The following is an 18,304-nucleotide window of genomic DNA, read 5'->3' as shown; positions in this document are numbered from 1 at the left end:
GTTATGGAAGATAATTTTAGTATTTACATTAATAATAAATTAATGATAACAAAGAATAAAAAGGCGAATAAAGGCTGCAGGAGAAAGGTAATAATTGACTTAAATCAAATGTTACTTTTGTTTAATAATTACAATCGATGACTATCGTGTGATGTATATCGCATCATCAATTTAAAGTCAGGTGGGATGCCTGTCTGTTAACGCCCCTTTGGGATTGGGGGGTTCTGCTGAGCATCTATGAAACTAAATAAAACTTATATAAATATCAGAGATAAATGGTGGGGACTACCGCTCATTCTCCCTTCGATTTTACTACCTGTTTTAAGTAGCGCAAATACTTATGCGCTTACCAGCACTGGAAATGTGGTTCTTTTTTACCTGCCGTTAGCTTTTATGCTTAGCCTGATGCTCTTTTTCGGCTGGGCAGCACTGCCGGGCATTGTGCTTGCTATCTTCTGGCGCAGATACCCGCAGACAGGGCTGTATGAAACCCTTTCTGTGACGATGCACTTTATCATTACTATCGTGCTAAGTTGGGGCGGCTATCGTGTCTTTTCCCCCCGGCGAAATAATGTTTCCCACGGCGACGCCCACCTGTTGTTTCAACGAATGTTCTGGCAGGTATTTTGTTCAGCAACATTATTTCTGGTCATCTACCAGTTTGCCGCTTTTGTTGGCATGTACGAAAGCAAAGCCAGCCTGATGGGGGTAATGCCCTTTAATATCAACACGCTGATTAATTACCAGGCGTTACTGGTCGGTAACCTTGTCGGCGTGCCATTGTGCTATTTTATTATTCGTACTCTCCGCAATCCGCTGCACCTACGGGGGTATTATCAGCAATTAAAGCTACAGATTGATAGCAAGGCCACTAAAAAAGAGATCGTTATTTGGCTGGCCGTATTGACTACACTAATGTTTATACTGTGTATGCCATTGACTGATAATAGTTCAATATTTAGTACCAACTATACGCTTTCGTTATTATTGCCGGTCATGCTGTGGGGGGCGATGCGCTATGGCTATAAGTTTATTTCAATTATCTGGGCCGTCGTGCTAATTACGTCGATTCATTATTATCAGCGTTATATGCCCTGGTATTCAGGTTATGATACGCAATTAGCGATTACCTCTTCGAGCTATCTGGTTTTTTCTTTTATTGTTAATTATATGTCTGTACTGGCCACGCGTCAGCGCGTAGTGAGTGGTCGCGCACGGCGGCTGGCCTATCTTGACCCGGTTGTACATCTTCCCAATTTACGTGCGTTAAACCGCGCGCTCCAAAATGCGCCCTGGTCTACGATCTGTTTTTTACACGTGCCGGGCCTGGAGCTATTGGGTAAAAATTATGGCGTCATGCTACGCATCCAGTATAAGCAAAAGCTCTCTCACTGGATTACGCCGATGCTGGCCTCAAATGAGTGCGTCTACCAGATGTCAGGGCACGACCTGGTGCTGCGTCTTAATACAGAGGCGCATCAGCAGCGTATTGAAGCGCTGGATAAACATATTAAGCAGTTTCGGTTTATCTGGGATGGACTGCCGCTACAGCCGCCTGTCGGCGTGAGCTACTGCTGCGTGCGTTCTCCGGTTAGCCACCTTTATCTTCTGCTGGGCGAATTAAGCACCAGTTCCGATCTTTCGTTGACGACTAACGCGCCGGAGGATTTACAGCGGCGCGGCGCAATGCACCTGCAGCGCGATTTGAAGGGCAGAATTGCGATGATGAATCGCCTGCAACAGGCGTTGGAGCACGATCATTTTTTCCTGATGGCGCAGCCTATTTTTGGTGTTCGTGGGGACGTTTACCATGAAATTTTACTGCGACTCAGGGATGACAACGGCGACGTTATCAACCCGGACAATTTTTTACCCGTGGCGCATGAGTTTGGTTTGTCTTCCGCTATCGATCTCTGGGTGATTGAAAACACGCTGCGGTTTATGGCGGCCAGCCGGGAATATATGCCCGCGCATCGTTTTGCCATTAATCTGTCGCCAACATCGGTATGCCGCGCCCGTTTTCCTGCAGAAGTTAAGCAGCTGCTTACGCAATATCAGGTTGAACCCTGGCAACTGGTTTTTGAGGTAACGGAAAGCAACTCTCTCACCAATGCTGAGCAGGCACAGTTGACGCTGGGACAGCTACAGCAGTTTGGCTGTCAGATAGCGATTGATGATTTCGGTACTGGCTACGCCAGCTATGCGCGGCTGAAAAACGTTGACGCCGATATTCTTAAAATTGACGGCAGTTTTATTCGCAATATAGTGTCAAACAGTCTTGATTATCAGATTGTGGCTTCTATTTGTCATTTAGCACGAATGAAAAATATGCAGGTCGTCGCGGAGTATGTCGAGAGCGAAGAAATACGAAGCGTCGTGCTCTCGTTGGGAATCGACTATCTTCAGGGATATTTAATTGGCGAGCCGCAGCTATTATCTGAGATTCAGTAAAGGCAGACGCCGCGGCGCGGCGTCTGAACCACAATTTACGCGGCGATCTCCGGCGAGCTTTCTTCCTCAATATTGAGACGCCAGCCAGTTACCGCTTCCCAGTACTGCTGTTCTTTTTCCAGATCAAGCAGTACCAGCGCATTCTGGCTGAACCAGTCATGCGGAAAACATAACGTCCAGTGGCTGTCATCGGTCGTTAGCCGCAGCGTCGGCGGCGTGGTGGTCGCCTGCCGCTGGTTGTTCAGTAATACGCCCAGCCGAAGTAGCTGAATTAACGGCAGATACTGTTTTTTCTTAAACAGCGTAAAGCGGGGCATATCATCCAGTTTTATGGCTTTACGATGGTAACGTACCAGCGTCGCCATCATCATTTGCTGCTCCTGATTAAAGCCGGGCAAATCGCTGTGTTGCAGAATATAAGCCGAATGGCGATGTAAACCGCTGTGATTAATATTCAGTCCAACCTCATGCAGCATTGCCGCCCAGCGGAGCAACGCTTCAAGCTGCGGATGCGCCAGTTTTGGCTGCTGGGCCTGCCACTGTTCGTACATCTGCATGGTGGTTTCCAGCACGCGCCTGGCCTGTTCTCTGTCAATGTTGTATTGATTGGCCAGACTTTTTGCGGTACGGCTGCGAACATCCTGATGGCGGAAGCGGCCTTCCATTTCATACAGCACGCCTTCGCGCAACGCGCCGTCGGAAAGGCGAAGCTCGCGGATAGCCAGAGCATCAAAAACGCCGCACAGAATTGCCAGGCCCGGCACAAAGACCGCTTTGCGTTCTTCAGACAGACCCGGCAGGCTGAGCGCATTAAAGGAGCGGTGCTTCAACACTTCTGACTTCAGTTTATCAAGGCGCTCCGGCGTAATGAAGCCATCTTTCTCACCCAGCGCCAGGAGAACTTCATGAGCGGCCTTAATCGTACCGGAAGCGCCCATCGCCACGTTCCAACCCTGAATACGATACTGCCAGGTTAAGGTTTCCAGTTTTTGCGCCGCCGCCATTCGGGCGCGCTGGAAGTTTTCTTTATTGATAATGCCGCCGGGAAAGTAGAGCTGCGCGAAGCTCACGCAGCCCATACGACGGCTTTCAACCAGCCTGGGTTCGAAGTTTTCGCCAATGACCAGCTCTGTTGACCCGCCGCCGATATCGATCACCAGCTTGCGGCCTTTTTCCGGCTGCGTATGTTCTACGCCCATAAAAATCAGGCGCGCTTCTTCGTTACCGGAAATAATCTCTATCGGGTAGGGAATAACCTTTTCCGCGCGTTTGAGAAAATCAGCGGCATTTTGCGCCTGACGTAACGTATGGGTGCCTACGATACAGACGCTGGAAGGGGAGAAACCTTGTAAGCGTTCAGCAAACAGCGACAGACAGCTAAGCCCCCGTTCCATGGCTTCTTCGCTGAGTTTGTTATCTGCGCCCAGCCCGTCCGCCAGATGGACGCGCTGTTTTAAGCGCCCGATAATCTGCATTGCGCCGTCAACCACGCGGGCAATGACCATATGAAAGCTGTTTGAGCCGAGATCGACCGCAGCGAACTCCTGCGGGCGAGGGGATTTATCGTAAATTGGCATAGCGTTAGTCTGGTTGCTCGAGTGATTTGATGTAGTCATAAATTGCCAGCTGCGCCTGAACTTTACGGCGATTGCCGCGCGGTACGTAGCGGTTGCTGAGTTCTTTATCGATAAAACGCGCTTTTACCGTGTCGCTAAACAGAATGTCAATGATATCCAGGACGCGTTGTTTAAGCCGTGGGTCGAGGATAGGCGTAGCGACTTCGATACGGTAGTCAATATTACGCGTCATCCAGTCAGCTGAAGAGAGCCAAACTTGCTTATCACCGCCGTTTTCGAAAATATAAACCCGATCGTGTTCCAGATAGCGATCCACGATGCTAATCGCGCGAATATTATCGCTAATGCCTTCCAGTTGCGGAATAAGAGAACACATACCGCGCACCAGCAGATTGACCTGGACGCCCGAACCCGACGCGGCGTATAGCCTGTCGACCAGCCCTTTATCGACCAGGTTGTTAAGCTTTAAGGTAATCCCTGACGGTAAGCCTTGCTGGGCATTGGCGATTTCACGATCGATCATCTCATACAGCAGACGCCGTGAGTTTTGTGGAGAAACCATCAAATAATCGAAAGTGACCGGGCGATAGGGGTTTTCAATAAAATTAAAGACCCGGCGCACTTCATTGGTAATGCGCGCATCGGCGGTCAGCAGCGAATAATCGGTATACAGCCGCGCCGTTTTTTCGTTGAAGTTACCGGTGCCGATATGCGCATAACGCACCACGTCATCGCCCTCTTTTCGTGAGATGAGAAAGAGTTTGGCGTGAATTTTCAGCCCAGGCGCAGAGAAAATAACGTGGACGCCCGCTTCGGTTAACCGCTTGGCCCAGTGAATATTTGCCTCTTCATCGAAGCGTGCCTGCAACTCCACCACCACGGTGACTTTTTTGCCGTTATGGGCGGCATGGATCATCGAGTCAATAATGCGCGAGTCTTTCGCTACGCGATAAATATTGATTTTGATCGCCAGCACGCTTGGGTCAAACGACGCCTGACGCAGCAGTTCCAGCACATGTTCAAAGGTGTGATAAGGATAATAGAGCAGCACATCACGTTCACGAATCGCGTCGAAACCGTTACGAAATTTCTCTTTATCAAACCAAAGATGGCGTAACCGCGGTAACGGTTTATTGACCAGGTTGGCTTTACCGACATTCGGAAAATTAATAAAGTCTTTAAAATTGTGGTAGCGCCCGCCGGGTACGATTGAGTCATACCGGGAGATCGTCAGTTTTTCCCGCAGTACGTCGACCAGCGCGGCGGGCATATCGCGTTGGTAGACAAAGCGCACAGGTTCAGCGGTCAGGCGCTGCTTCAGGCTGGAAGACATCAGCTCCATCAGACTGGATTCCATCTCATGCACCAGGTCATATTCGGCATCGCGGGTCATTTTCATCGAATAGGCATTAAGCGCGTCATAGTCGAAGAACCCTTTAAAAATGTCATCCAGGCAGTAGCGCAGAATATTATCCAGAAGGATCATCGGTTTGCGTCTGCGCGGTGTCTCCGGCGGCAGATTAACGAAGCGTGGGACTTTGTCGGACGGTATCTCCAGCAGCGCATAGTTGATGGTGTCGCCGCGGATAATCTCCACCGCCAGATAGGTGTAATCATCCTTTAAAAACTGAACAAGATCCGTCTCCCGGTTAATGAGAATCGGGGTAATATGCTGGCGCAAATAGTGCTTAAAATAGTGGCGCAACCAGCTTTGTTGGTTCACCGAGAGCTGACGCTCGTTGATCAGAAAGATTTGATTACGCGCCATTTCCAGCAGTAATTCGTTGTACAGGCCGTCGAACTCCTGGTCTGCTTTCAACACGCGGGACTGAATTTTGCCTAACAAATGGCGTGAATGAGAATTTGAACCCTGTTCTTCGCTGATAATAATGCGTCGTTTCAGTTCAGCGAAACGCACTTTGTAGAACTCGTCGAGGTTATTAGAATAGATTCCCAGGAACCGCATCCGCTCAATCAACGGGTTGGATTTGTCCGCCGCTTCCTGTAACACGCGTTCGTTAAATGCTAACCAGCTTAGTTCTTTCTCGATATATAGCTTTTCCTGACCCATTACTACCTATACTCCGTTTTATTCACGGGACACTGCCTGATGATTATGGCGAGCATTACGCGTTAATGTCCAACTGCGCCAGAAAAATATGACAATAAACTGATAGCATAAAGGAAGGGAAAAGAGTAGGCCGGATAGGCATTTATGCCGCCATCCGGCAAGCAGACGCAGTCCTGTTCGATGACGTATTATTCGTCAGACGCATAACCTTGCGGCGGCAGACGACGCCCGTCCAGCCAGGCGGCGTTATCGCGCATCTTTAGACGCCCCTGCGCAAACCAGCTAATCACCAGCGGATAAATCGCATGTTCCTGAGTCTGTACGCGTGCGGTGATATCATCTTCGCTATCGTCGGCAAAAACCGGCACCTTCGCCTGGAGAATGACCGGGCCGCCGTCGAGTTCGTCTGTCACGAAATGCACCGAGGTACCGTGCTCCTCATCGCCGTTTTCCAGCGCCTGGCGATGGGTATGCAACCCCGGATATTTTGGCAGCAGGGAAGGGTGAATGTTCAGCAGACGCCCGTAGTAATGCGCGACAAACATCGGACTCAGAATACGCATAAAACCGGCCAGCACGACCACATCGGGCGCATACGCGTCTATCTTGCGAATCAACTCGCGATCGAAGGCGTCGCGGCTGTCAAACCGATCGGCAGTCAGCGCTTGCGCCGGAATGCCGGCTTCTCTGGCGCGTTCAAGGCCGAACGCGTCGGCCTTATTGCTGAATACTGCCCTGAGGGTGCCTTTAATTTTTTTCGCTTCGCAGGCATCGATAATCGCCTGTAAATTGCTTCCATTGCCGGAAATCAGCACCACAATATTCATTATTCAATAACCACACGCTGTTCGGAATCAGAGGCTTTGATGATACCGATTTTCCATGCGTTTTCACCTTTCTCGTTTAGCAGAGCAAGCGCTTTGTCCGCTTCCGGAGCGGAGAGCGCAATCACCATGCCGACGCCGCAGTTAAAGGTACGGTACATTTCATGTCGGCTGACATTACCGGCGGTTTGCAGCCAGGTAAAGATGGCGGGCCACTGCCAGGACGACTCATTAATTACCGCCTGGGTATTCTCCGGCAGAACGCGCGGAATATTTTCCCAAAAGCCGCCGCCGGTGAGGTGGGCGATAGCGTGCACATCGACGTTTTCAATCAGTTCCAGAACCGATTTTACGTAGATACGGGTCGGTTCAAGCAGATGATCGGCCAGCGGCTTCCCTTCCAACAGAGTGGTTTGTGGGTCGCAGCCGCTAACGTCAATAATTTTCCGCACCAGCGAATATCCATTCGAGTGCGGGCCGCTGGAGCCGAGCGCAATCAGCACGTCGCCTTCGGCAACCCGGGAGCCGTCGATGATTTCTGATTTTTCGACTACGCCGACGCAGAAACCCGCCACATCGTAATCTTCGCCGTGATACATGCCCGGCATTTCCGCCGTCTCGCCGCCGACCAGCGCGCAGCCGGATTGCAGGCAGCCTTCGGCAATACCGTTGATCACGCTGGCAGCGGTATCGACATCCAGTTTACCCGTGGCATAGTAATCGAGGAAAAACAGCGGTTCCGCGCCCTGAACGACCAGATCGTTTACGCACATCGCCACCAGATCAATACCGATAGCGTCGTGACGCTTTAAGTCCATCGCCAGGCGAAGTTTGGTGCCTACGCCGTCAGTGCCGGAAACCAGTACCGGTTCACGATATTTTTGCGGCAACGCGCACAGCGCACCGAAACCGCCCAGACCGCCCATAACCTCCGGGCGGCGAGTTTTCTTCACTACGCCTTTGATTCGATCAACCAGAGCGTTACCCGCATCAATATCGACGCCGGCATCTTTATAGCTAAGAGAGGTCTTATCGGTCACTGCCTGGTTCCCCACGTTTTTTCTTGCGGTAAAAGTTAAATTCGGCGCAATTCTAACAGGGAAAGCAAACGTTTGCGAGCGTGGTCTGCGCCCTGGATATCCGGACGATTTTTTTGGCATGGTTTCGGTCGCTGCTTGAAAATTTCTCTGTTGGTAAAAAAGAAAAGGATATCCAGCACTTGGTTTACGACAGGCGGTCGGGACAGGCTATTCACCCTTAAAATTGCTAAGATTCAAACGGTTGTTAGCCTTTATCGCCTGTTTCAACGTGAGTGATTTATACTCACTTTTCCGCTATCTGCGCTTTTGGTTGATCCAGGTCAAGCATACATTGTGTTGCGTCAGAGAGGAAAAGCGGTATAATCCGGCGATTTTTTTTGTGGTTGCCAGTCATCTGAGGATAGGAGAAGAGTATGAAGATCGTGGAAGTCAAACACCCACTCGTCAAACACAAGCTGGGTCTGATGCGTGAAAACGACATTAGCACTAAACGCTTTCGTGAACTCGCCTCAGAAGTAGGCAGCCTGCTGACGTATGAAGCGACAGCCGACCTGGAAACGGAAAAAGTCACCATCGAAGGCTGGAATGGCCCGGTGGAAATCGACCAGATCAAAGGTAAAAAAATTACCGTTGTGCCGATTCTGCGGGCGGGTCTGGGCATGATGGAAGGCGTTCTGGAAAATGTACCGAGCGCGCGTATCAGCGTAGTCGGGATGTACCGTAACGAAGAGACGCTTGAGCCAGTACCTTATTTCCAGAAACTGGTATCGAACATTGATGAGCGCATGGCGCTGATCGTCGACCCGATGCTGGCGACCGGCGGTTCTGTCATCGCGACCATTGACCTGCTGAAAAAAGCAGGCTGTAGCAGCATTAAGGTGCTGGTGCTGGTCGCCGCGCCGGAAGGCATTGCGGCGCTGGAAAAAGCGCACCCGGACGTTGAACTGTACACCGCCTCTATCGATCAGGGGCTTAACGAACACGGATACATTATTCCGGGGCTTGGCGATGCCGGCGATAAGATTTTTGGTACCAAGTAAGTGAATAAATAATTAAAAGCCGACTTTAAGAGTCGGCTTTTTTTTGAATAAAACAACTCATAACAAACACACTTAGAGGAAAACACTATGACGCGCCGTGCTATCGGGGTGAGTGAAAGACCGCCGCTTTTACAGACAATCCCGCTTAGTTTACAGCACCTTTTCGCCATGTTTGGCGCGACCGTGCTGGTGCCAGTTCTGTTTCATATCAACCCCGCGACGGTGCTGTTGTTTAACGGTATCGGAACACTGCTGTATCTCTTTATCTGCAAAGGTAAAATTCCGGCCTACCTCGGATCGAGCTTTGCCTTTATTTCCCCGGTACTACTGTTGTTGCCGTTGGGTTATGAAGTGGCGCTGGGCGGTTTTATTATGTGCGGCGTGCTGTTCTGTCTGGTCTCTTTCATCGTTAAAAAAGCGGGCACCGGCTGGCTGGATGTGATGTTCCCGCCTGCGGCAATGGGCGCAATCGTTGCCGTCATCGGTCTGGAGCTGGCTGGCGTCGCGGCGGGGATGGCCGGATTGCTGCCTGCGCAAGGGCAGTCGCCGGACACGAAAACAATTATCATCTCCATGGTCACGCTGGCGGTGACGGTGTTCGGCTCCGTACTGTTTCGCGGTTTCCTGGCGATCATTCCGATTTTGATCGGCGTGCTGGCAGGCTATGCGCTGTCATTCGCGCTGGGAGTGGTCGATACCACGCCGATTGCCCAGGCACACTGGTTTGCGCTGCCGACCTTCTATACGCCGCGTTTTGAATGGTTCGCGATCCTGACGATTCTGCCCGCGGCGTTGGTCGTGATCGCCGAGCATGTCGGTCATCTGGTGGTGACGGCGAATATCGTCAAAAAGGATTTAGTGCGCGATCCCGGTTTGCACCGCTCGATGTTCGCTAACGGACTGTCGACGATCGTCTCCGGTTTCTTCGGCTCCACGCCGAATACCACCTATGGGGAAAATATTGGCGTCATGGCGATCACCCGCGTTTACAGTACCTGGGTTATCGGCGGCGCGGCGATTTTCGCCATTCTGCTTTCCTGCGTCGGCAAACTGGCGGCGGCGATTCAGATTATCCCGTTACCCGTGATGGGCGGCGTCTCACTGCTGTTGTACGGCGTTATCGGCGCGTCGGGGATTCGCGTCTTGATCGAATCGAAAGTCGATTACAACAAAGCGCAAAACCTGATCCTCACCTCGGTGATTTTGATCATCGGCGTGAGCGGCGCGAAAGTGCATATCGGCGCGGCAGAATTGAAAGGGATGGCGCTGGCGACCATCGTCGGGATTTGCCTGAGCCTGATTTTTAAACTGATTAGCCTGTTGCGTCCGGAAGAAGTGGTACTGGAGGCAAATGATGCGGAGTCTCCGCATCAGTAACGGGTTGCCGGGCAGCGATGCTGCCCGGTTCTATCTCACGGGAATTATGTGGTAAACTCAGCGCGATTTTATGTCATCCTGGGTTGAGGTATCTCTGAACACACCGGCACAGCTCTCTTTGCCACTTTATCTTCCTGACGACGAAACTTTCGCAAGTTTCTGGCCGGGGGATAACGCCTCTCTACTGGCCGCGTTACAAAACGTGTTGCGCCAGGAACATAGTGGATATATCTACCTTTGGGCGCGTGAAGGCGCGGGCCGCAGCCATTTGCTGCACGCCGCCTGCGCTGAATTGTCGCAGCGTGGAGATGCGGTAGGCTACGTCCCGCTCGATAAACGTACCTGGTTCGTGCCGGAAGTGCTCGACGGTATGGAACACCTCTCGCTGGTGTGTATTGATAACATTGAGTGTGTCGCTGGCGATGAACTGTGGGAGATGGCGATCTTTGATCTCTATAACCGCATTCTGGAGTCCGGTAAGACGCGGTTATTGATCACCGGCGATCGTCCGCCAAGACAGTTAAATCTGGGCTTGCCCGATCTCGCTTCCCGTCTGGACTGGGGGCAAATCTATAAACTCCAGCCTCTTTCCGATGAAGACAAACTTCAGGCGCTACAGTTGCGCGCCCGGTTACGGGGGTTTGAACTGCCGGAAGATGTCGGGCGGTTTTTACTCAAACGTCTTGATCGCGAAATGCGCACGCTGTTTATGACGCTGGATCAGCTCGATCATGCGTCGATCACTGCCCAGCGAAAACTGACGATCCCGTTTGTCAAAGAGATCCTGAAACTGTAATACGCCGCGACGGCGGCGTTCAACGGTTAACCGAGGATGTCCAGCACCTGCTCAGGCGGTCGGCCAATGCGCGCCTGACCATTTGCCACCACAATGGGGCGCTCCATCAGTTTAGGGTGTTCAACCAGCGCCTGGATTAACGCCTCTTCACTTAGCTGGCTATCCGCCAGGTGAAGCGTTTTATAGAGATCTTCTTTCTGGCGCATCAGTTCGCGCGCGCTGGACATGCCCAACATACGCAGCAGTTCCCGCACGGTGGCGGCATCGGCGGGCGTATCCAGATAAAGCACCACTTCCGGTTCCACGCCGTTAGATTTCAGCAGGTTCAGCGTGTCGCGGCTCTTCGAGCAGCGCGGGTTATGGTAGATTTTAATCGTGTCGGTCATGAGTTCTCCTTGTGACGCCATCCGGCTAATAAACGGCGATTACATTTTCGTGTATGGCTTGAAGCGTTCCTGTAACTGGCGCAACTGGTCGATACGCGCATCGTAACGCGCCTGTTGCTGGCTACCCAGTTTTGCCTGGGCGCTGGCGCTACTGAGCAGTGAAATTGCCTGATCCAGTCGTCCCGCCAGCGCATAACTTTCAGCGCGCGCCGCCAGCTCCTGATCGCGGTTGTTCAGCGCGGCTTCGGCCTGAGCAAGCAGATCCCAGCCGTTACCGTCATCTTTATGGCTAAAGGTATAGCGATTCAGAATGGTTTCCGCCGCTTTCGGCTGGCCTCCCTGGAGGTACGCATTGGCGAGGTTTAACTGCAGCACAGGATTAACGCGCAGATCGCGGGCATTTTTCAGGCGATTAATCGCGTCGTTGGCTCTTTTCTGCCCCAGGTCAATATCGGTGGCGAGGTCAAGATACCAGGCATTGTTCGGTTCCGCGCTTAACAGCGGCTGCAACGTTTTGCGCGCTTCATCGTACTTGCTCGCTTCCATCGCCTGCAACGCCCGGCCATATTGCGCCGCATGTTGCTGACGCACGTTGCCTTTAGACCACTGATCCAGCAGGTCGCTGGTAAGCTGGTTACGTCCGGAATTGTACATTCCCAGGGCGCGCGCTTTGGCGAGATAGAAGTCGGCGGAAGATTGCACCACGACCGGGCGCATCTGGTTGGCACGGTTGCGGGCATCCGCAAGGCGGCTTTCCGGTAAGGGGTGAGTGAGCAAAATTTCAGGCGGACGCGTGGAGTAACGCGCCTGGTCGAGCAGTTTTTCGAGGAAAGAGGGCATCGCCTGTGGGTCAAATCCGGCGCGTTGCAGTACCTGAATACCAATACGGTCGGCTTCTTGCTCATTTTGCTGGGTGAAACTTATCATTCCCTGGCGCGTTCCCGCCAGAGTACCGGTTAGCGCCGCCATACCGGCCTGTGGGCTGGCCATGGCCAGCAAAATGGAACCCAGCGCGCCCACCCAGGTAAGCGGCGCGCTGCGCTTTTGATCTTCCATCGCGCGCGCCAGGTGGCGCTGCGTCACGTGGGAGATTTCATGCGCCATGACTGAAGCTAGCTGGCTTTCGTTATCCGCGTAGCGAAAAAGCGCCGAGTGCAGCACCACATTGCCGCCAAAGAACGCGAACGCGTTGATTTCGTCATTATTGATCAAGAAAAAATGGAAGGGCGTTTTGACGGAGTCGGCGTGCGAGACCAGACGCATCCCCAGCGCGTTAATGTATTGCACCAGCAGCGGATCGTTGATTAACGGCGCGCTGCCGCGTAGCTGGCGCACATAAAAGTCGCCCATTTGCATCTCTTGTCCGATAGAAAGCGTGCTTCCTGCCGAGGTTCCCATATCGGGCAGCGTGTCGGCAGGGTCGGCAAATGCGGGCGCGACCTGACCGAGAGCCAATGCTGCAATGAGGGTTGCCACCAGGTTTTTTTTCAACTGCCTGAACATAACCTCTATCCTGTTGTTTTGAGATAGCCCTTTGACCAACGTCGTGAAATATCGTTCCACGCTCCGACACTTCATAAGTGCAACTGTGATGAGCACAGACTCACTATTTTAGTTTCCTGAATCAACGATAAAAAGCGAAGTCTTTTTTGTGACATTTCGATACAATTCGGCATCACAATCCCGCAGTTGAGTTCTGGGAAGGGTTTTATGCTCGAAATGTTAATGCAATGGTATCGCCGTCGCTTCAGCGACCCGGAGGCGATTGCCTTGCTGGTCATTCTGGTGGCTGGTTTTAGCATCCTCTTTTTCTTTAGCGGCCTGTTAGCGCCGCTGCTGGTCGCTATCGTACTGGCCTACCTGCTGGAGTGGCCGACGGCGCGCCTGCAGGCGATTGGCTGTTCCCGGCGCTGGGCAGCCTCCATTGTCCTTATCCTCTTTGTCGGCATTCTGTTATTAATGGCGTTTGTGGTGATGCCGATTGCCTGGCAGCAGGGTATTTACCTGATTCGTGATATGCCCGGTATGCTGAATAAACTGTCCGATTTTGCCGCGACCTTGCCGCGACGCTATCCGGCGCTGATGGATGCGGGCATTATTGATGCGATGGCGGAAAACATGCGTACCCGGATGCTTAACATGGGCGATTCGGTGGTGAAGTATTCGCTGGCTTCGTTAGTCGGGCTACTGACGCTGGCGGTATATCTGGTGCTGGTGCCGCTGATGGTCTTTTTCCTGGTAAAAGATAAAGAGCAGATGCTGAATGCCGTGCGCCGCGTGCTGCCGCGTAATCGCGGGCTGGCGGGGCAGGTGTGGAATGAGATGAATCAGCAGATCACCAACTATATCCGCGGAAAAGTGCTGGAGATGGTGGTGGTGGGCGTAGCGACCTGGCTGGGCTTTTTGCTGTTTGGCCTCAATTATTCGCTGCTGCTGGCGGTACTGGTGGGCTTTTCGGTCCTGATCCCCTATATCGGCGCCTTTGTGGTGACAATTCCGGTGGTGGGCGTCGCGCTGTTTCAGTTTGGCCTGGGGACGGAATTCTGGAGCTGTTTTGCCGTTTATCTGATTATTCAGGCGCTGGATGGCAATTTGCTGGTACCGGTACTTTTCTCCGAAGCGGTGAATTTGCATCCGCTGGTGATTATTCTGTCAGTGGTGATTTTCGGCGGTCTGTGGGGATTCTGGGGGGTGTTTTTCGCCATTCCATTGGCGACGCTGATTAAAGCCGTTGTCCATGCCTGGCCGGATGGTCAGGTGACAGATGCCTCATCCTGAGCGGCCTGTACAAAAGTTGTAAAGCGTGAACGACATCATAGTGCCCTGCCGCCATTTTGCGCACGCCTGATGAGGGACAAGCGCTTAGAAAGCCGCTCTTTTTTTTAATGCCGCACCGTGTTGCGGCATTTTTATTGTCGGAACCTACAAAATTCTCGCTGTAAAGCCGCCAAAATTTGGTGACTTAGCCTAAGCATTCTTCTGAGAAATTCGTTAATAAGTGACATCATTGATGCGAGATTGTTTTTTTAATGTGAAGCGATAACGAAACAGGGAATGAGTGTGTTGAGAAAACATTACTTGAAAGGGTATACCGCGCGGCAAATTGTACAGCGAGCCATGAAAATTATTCCTTACTCGGTAAACGTCATGGATGAACATGGCGTCATTATCGCGTCTGGCGAACCTTCGCGGCTTCGCCAGCGTCACGAAGGGGCCATTCTGGCGCTGAAGGAAAACCGTATTGTAGAAATTGATTCCGCTACCGCCAATCAGCTAAAAGGCGTGCGATCCGGCATTAATCTTCCCATCTCTTTTCATGAACAGCTTATCGGCGTGGTCGGCATTACCGGCGAGCCGGAGGAGGTTCGCGCGTATGCCGAGCTGGTTAAAATGGCGGCGGAGCTGGTGATCGAGCATATGGTGCTGATCGAACAGCGACAGTGGGATAAACGCTATCGCGAAGAGCTGATCAACCAATTGATTTTGCGAGAAAATTCAACAGAGTCGTTGCGCTCTATGGCGGCCTATCTGGGCATTGATCTGGCGGTTCCCAGAGTGGTGCTGATTATTGAACTTTCCCAGCCGGATCGCGAAGCGCTGCGCAATGTAATGGATTATTTCGAGAATCACGCGCGCAACCATTTGGTGACGTTTACCGAATTTAATGAATTAATCATTATTAAGCCTATCACGTTAAAAGAGGGAAAGTGGAATACCCGCCAGGAAATGGGTGAATTGCAGATTTTTAAATCATGGGCTGCATCATCGGGCTTTAGCCGTATTTTGGTTGGGGGCTATTTTGCCGGCGAGACGGGATTGCACCGATCTTTGCTCACTGCGAGAGCCACGCAGGCGATGGCGAAAAGACAAAAGCTGCGCAGCCAGTACATTTTTTATCATGACCACGCGCTTCCCGCGCTGCTAAGCGGGCTGTCTGAAAGTTGGCAAGTGCAGGAGTTATCGCGTCTGTGGCTGCAACTGGCGCAACATGACGCGAAAGGCGTATTGCAACAGACGCTGCGGACCTGGTTTGAACATAATTGTGACCTGACGCAAACGGCCAAAGCATTGCATATTCATGTGAATACATTGCGCTATCGCTTACAGCGCTGTGAGGATATTACGCACATAAAAATCAATGAGTTAAAAAGTACGCTTTGGCTTTATATCGGTATGGAGCTCCAGGCCGAATCTGTACCGTCCGACAAGTTACCGCTGCCAGGTCGAATCGAAATTTGTTGAAAGCTCCAGCGGATTTTTAGGCGGGTTTTTCCATACTGCGCGCTCCATGTTAAAGGAGGCGCAGTATATGACGTCGATATCCACCCTGGGAGCCATTGCCGCATTGGTTGTGGCCATCGTATTAATTTTAAGAAAAGTGTCGCCAGCCTACGGCATGATGGCGGGCGCGCTGGTCGGCGGTTTGATTGGCGGCGCCGATCTTCTGCAAACCGTGTCGCTGATGGTGTCAGGCGCGCAGGGCATCGTTAATGCTGTATTGCGTATTCTGGCCGCAGGCGTACTGGCGGGCGTATTAATTGAGTCCGGGGCGGCGAATACGATTGCTGAGACGATTGTCCGCAAAGTGGGGGAAACCCGGGCATTATTGGCATTAGCCATTGCCACACTATGTTTGACCGCTGTCGGCGTATTTATTGATGTGGCGGTGATTACCGTCGCGCCGATTGCGCTGTCGATTGCGCGTAATGCAGGGCTGTCAAAAAGCGCTATTCTGCTGGCGATGGTTGGCGGCGGCAAAGCGGGTAACGTGATGTCACCCAACCCGAACGCTATTGCCGCCTCCGATGCGTTTCATGTTCCTCTTACCTCTATTATGCTGGCGGGCGTGGTTCCGGGCATCGTTGGGCTTATTATCGCCTATCTGTTAGCGAAACGGCTGAATAATAAAGGCGCGGGCGTCGCCGATCATGAAGTGACTCACCATGATGACTCCGTCGCCAGACCCGGCTTTCTGGTGGCGATTAGCGCGCCGCTGGTCGCTATTTTCCTGCTTTCTCTCCGTCCGTTTGCCGGCATTTCCATTGACCCGTTAATTGCCCTGCCCGTAGGGGGATTGGTCGGTCTGCTGTTGATGGGACGCGCGCGCCACTGTAACCAGTACATGGTCGCCGGTCTGATGCGTATGGCGCCTGTCGCTATTATGTTGCTGGGAACCGGTACGCTGGCCGGCATTATCGCTAATTCCGAACTTAAAGATGTCCTGATTCATGGCCTCACCGCTTCGGGATTGCCGTCCTGGCTGCTGGCGCCCGTGTCTGGCGCCATGATGTCAATGGCGACGGCCTCAACCACGGCGGGAACGGCGGTGGCGTCCGGCGTTTTCTCTCCCACGTTACTTGAACTTGGCGTTTCCGCCCTGGCGGGAGCCGCTATGATCCATGCGGGTGCCACGGTGCTGGACCATCTGCCGCACGGCAGCTTTTTCCACGCGACGGGCGGCAGCGTCAATATGCAAATTCATGAACGTTTAAAGCTAATGCCGTATGAAACGCTGGTGGGGCTAGCCATTACCTTTATTTCTACTCTGATGTTCGGTTTCTTTGGTTTTGCAGGATAATCCCTATGAAAATTGTTATTGCTCCTGATTCATTTAAAGAAAGTTTGTCCGCAATGGCGGTCGCTGAGGCGATAGAAAAGGGGTTCCGCGAAATTTATCCTGACGCCGACTACGTTAAAGTGCCCATGGCGGATGGCGGGGAAGGAACCGTACAATCAATGGTGGAGGCCAGCGGCGGGCGTTATGTCGACCAGTGGGTACAAGGCCCGCTTGGGCAACCGGTGGCCGCGCGCTGGGGAATGCTGGGCGATAGCGATACCGCCGTGATTGAAATGGCGGCGGCATCCGGGCTGCATCACGTTTCGCCTGAATTGCGCAACCCGCTTAATACCACCAGCTACGGCACCGGCGAGTTAATCGTCGCGGCGCTGGAGCGTGGCGTAAAGCGTATTATTCTGGGAATTGGCGGCAGCGCGACGAATGACGGCGGCGCGGGGATGATGCAGGCGCTTGGCGTTATATTGCGCGATAAACAGGGGCGCTCGCTTTCTCCGGGCGGCGAGGCGCTGGCGGCGCTGGCCTCTATCGATCTGTCCGGTTGTCACCCATTGCTGCGTAAGGTATCGATAACCGTGGCGTGCGATGTCAACAATCCGCTGTGTGGTCCCCAGGGCGCATCGGCCATTTTTGGTCCACAAAAAGGGGCGACAGCGGAAATGGTGAACACCCTGGACGCGGCGCTGGAAAACTGGGGCCGACATATTTATCAGGCTACGGGGCGTGAGGTGATTAATGCTCCCGGCGCGGGCGCGGCAGGTGGAATGGGCGCCGCGCTTTTAGGGTTGCTCAATGCGGAATTACGCGCCGGCGTAGAGATTGTCGTGGAAACGCTACAGCTTGAGCAGGCGGTTAAAGATGCCGATCTGGTGATTACCGGAGAAGGGCGGCTGGACAGCCAAAGTATTTGCGGCAAGACGCCGATTGGCGTCGCCAGAGTGGCGAAGCGGTATCATAAACCGGTTATCGCGCTCGCCGGTGGGCTGCAACACGATCATCACGTTGTGTATCAGCAGGGTATCGATGCGGCGCTGTCGATTTTGTCGCATATCGTTACGCTGCCGGAAGCCTTACACGAGGCGGAATATAACCTGAGCCTGTCGGCGCGCAATGTGGCGGCGATATGGCGTCTGGCGCGGCAAGCCTGACGGCGCATTCCCTTTCCAG

At 52.7% G+C, this 18,304-nt stretch carries 15 protein-coding genes; 9 read left to right on the top strand and 6 right to left on the bottom strand.

Annotated elements, in window-relative coordinates:
• Window positions 1–3: 3 nt before the first annotated feature.
• Both ACLJZ5_RS16760 and ACLJZ5_RS16755 read left to right on the top strand, forming a co-directional pair.
• Window positions 4–141, top strand: coding sequence for a hypothetical protein (locus ACLJZ5_RS16760; protein WP_001540598.1), 138 nt, complete (start codon window positions 4–6; stop codon window positions 139–141).
• Between the two features lie 96 nt (window positions 142–237).
• On the top strand, window positions 238–2,451 hold the full coding sequence (locus ACLJZ5_RS16755) for a sensor domain-containing phosphodiesterase (protein WP_023240587.1): 2,214 nt from the start codon (window positions 238–240) through the stop codon (window positions 2,449–2,451).
• Window positions 2,452–2,486: 35 nt separating this feature from the next.
• Here ACLJZ5_RS16755 and ppx read toward each other — a convergent pair whose 3' ends face one another.
• From ppx to purM, 4 genes are all read right to left on the bottom strand, one after another.
• Complete coding sequence (gene ppx, locus ACLJZ5_RS16750; RefSeq protein ID WP_023181768.1) at window positions 2,487–4,028, bottom strand: exopolyphosphatase; 1,542 nt, start codon at window positions 4,026–4,028, stop codon at window positions 2,487–2,489.
• Window positions 4,029–4,032: 4 nt separating this feature from the next.
• Window positions 4,033–6,099, bottom strand: a complete 2,067-nt coding sequence (gene ppk1 / locus ACLJZ5_RS16745) for a polyphosphate kinase 1 (protein ID WP_000529555.1) — start codon at window positions 6,097–6,099, stop codon at window positions 4,033–4,035.
• A 188-nt stretch (window positions 6,100–6,287) separates the two neighbouring features.
• Complete coding sequence (gene purN, locus ACLJZ5_RS16740; RefSeq protein ID WP_001028589.1) at window positions 6,288–6,926, bottom strand: phosphoribosylglycinamide formyltransferase; 639 nt, start codon at window positions 6,924–6,926, stop codon at window positions 6,288–6,290.
• On the bottom strand, window positions 6,926–7,963 hold the full coding sequence (purM, locus tag ACLJZ5_RS16735; protein WP_000130477.1) for a phosphoribosylformylglycinamidine cyclo-ligase: 1,038 nt from the start codon (window positions 7,961–7,963) through the stop codon (window positions 6,926–6,928). The genes purN and purM overlap by 1 nt, the downstream gene beginning before the upstream one ends.
• A 413-nt stretch (window positions 7,964–8,376) precedes the next feature.
• Between purM and upp the strand changes: the two genes are divergently transcribed.
• The 3 genes from upp to ACLJZ5_RS16720 all read left to right on the top strand — a co-directional run bounded on the left by upp (window position 8,377) and on the right by ACLJZ5_RS16720 (window position 11,176).
• Complete coding sequence (gene upp, locus ACLJZ5_RS16730) at window positions 8,377–9,003, top strand: uracil phosphoribosyltransferase (RefSeq protein ID WP_000706208.1); 627 nt, start codon at window positions 8,377–8,379, stop codon at window positions 9,001–9,003.
• Between the two features lie 87 nt (window positions 9,004–9,090).
• On the top strand, window positions 9,091–10,380 hold the full coding sequence (gene uraA, locus ACLJZ5_RS16725; protein ID WP_000198344.1) for a uracil permease: 1,290 nt from the start codon (window positions 9,091–9,093) through the stop codon (window positions 10,378–10,380).
• A gap of 94 nt (window positions 10,381–10,474) precedes the next feature.
• A complete protein-coding gene (locus ACLJZ5_RS16720; RefSeq protein WP_061835882.1) occupies window positions 10,475–11,176 on the top strand; it encodes a DnaA inactivator Hda in 702 nt (233 codons plus the stop codon).
• Between the two features lie 26 nt (window positions 11,177–11,202).
• On the opposite strand, the gene arsC is transcribed toward ACLJZ5_RS16720, so the two are convergent.
• A complete protein-coding gene (arsC, locus tag ACLJZ5_RS16715) occupies window positions 11,203–11,562 on the bottom strand; it encodes an arsenate reductase (glutaredoxin) (protein WP_000132650.1) in 360 nt (119 codons plus the stop codon).
• A gap of 39 nt (window positions 11,563–11,601) precedes the next feature.
• Complete coding sequence (gene bepA / locus ACLJZ5_RS16710) at window positions 11,602–13,065, bottom strand: beta-barrel assembly-enhancing protease (RefSeq protein WP_000489631.1); 1,464 nt, start codon at window positions 13,063–13,065, stop codon at window positions 11,602–11,604.
• 207 nt (window positions 13,066–13,272) lie between these two features.
• Here bepA and ACLJZ5_RS16705 point away from each other — a divergent pair, with 207 nt between their 5' ends.
• The 4 genes from ACLJZ5_RS16705 to ACLJZ5_RS16690 all read left to right on the top strand — a co-directional run bounded on the left by ACLJZ5_RS16705 (window position 13,273) and on the right by ACLJZ5_RS16690 (window position 18,285).
• Entirely contained in the window at window positions 13,273–14,340 is a 1,068-nt protein-coding gene (locus ACLJZ5_RS16705; RefSeq protein ID WP_000892056.1) for an AI-2E family transporter, read from the top strand.
• A gap of 276 nt (window positions 14,341–14,616) precedes the next feature.
• A complete protein-coding gene (locus tag ACLJZ5_RS16700; RefSeq protein ID WP_001533732.1) occupies window positions 14,617–15,804 on the top strand; it encodes a sugar diacid recognition domain-containing protein in 1,188 nt (395 codons plus the stop codon).
• Between the two features lie 67 nt (window positions 15,805–15,871).
• Window positions 15,872–17,140, top strand: coding sequence for a GntP family permease (locus ACLJZ5_RS16695; RefSeq protein ID WP_000200859.1), 1,269 nt, complete (start codon window positions 15,872–15,874; stop codon window positions 17,138–17,140).
• 5 nt (window positions 17,141–17,145) lie between these two features.
• A complete protein-coding gene (locus ACLJZ5_RS16690; protein WP_000706377.1) occupies window positions 17,146–18,285 on the top strand; it encodes a glycerate kinase in 1,140 nt (379 codons plus the stop codon).
• Window positions 18,286–18,304 lie beyond the last annotated feature (19 nt).

Origin of the sequence: Salmonella sp. 5800, assembly GCF_046558195.1 — a bacterium.
GTDB lineage: Bacteria > Pseudomonadota > Gammaproteobacteria > Enterobacterales > Enterobacteriaceae > Salmonella > Salmonella enterica.
This window is presented reverse-complemented; position numbering and strand designations above follow the sequence as displayed.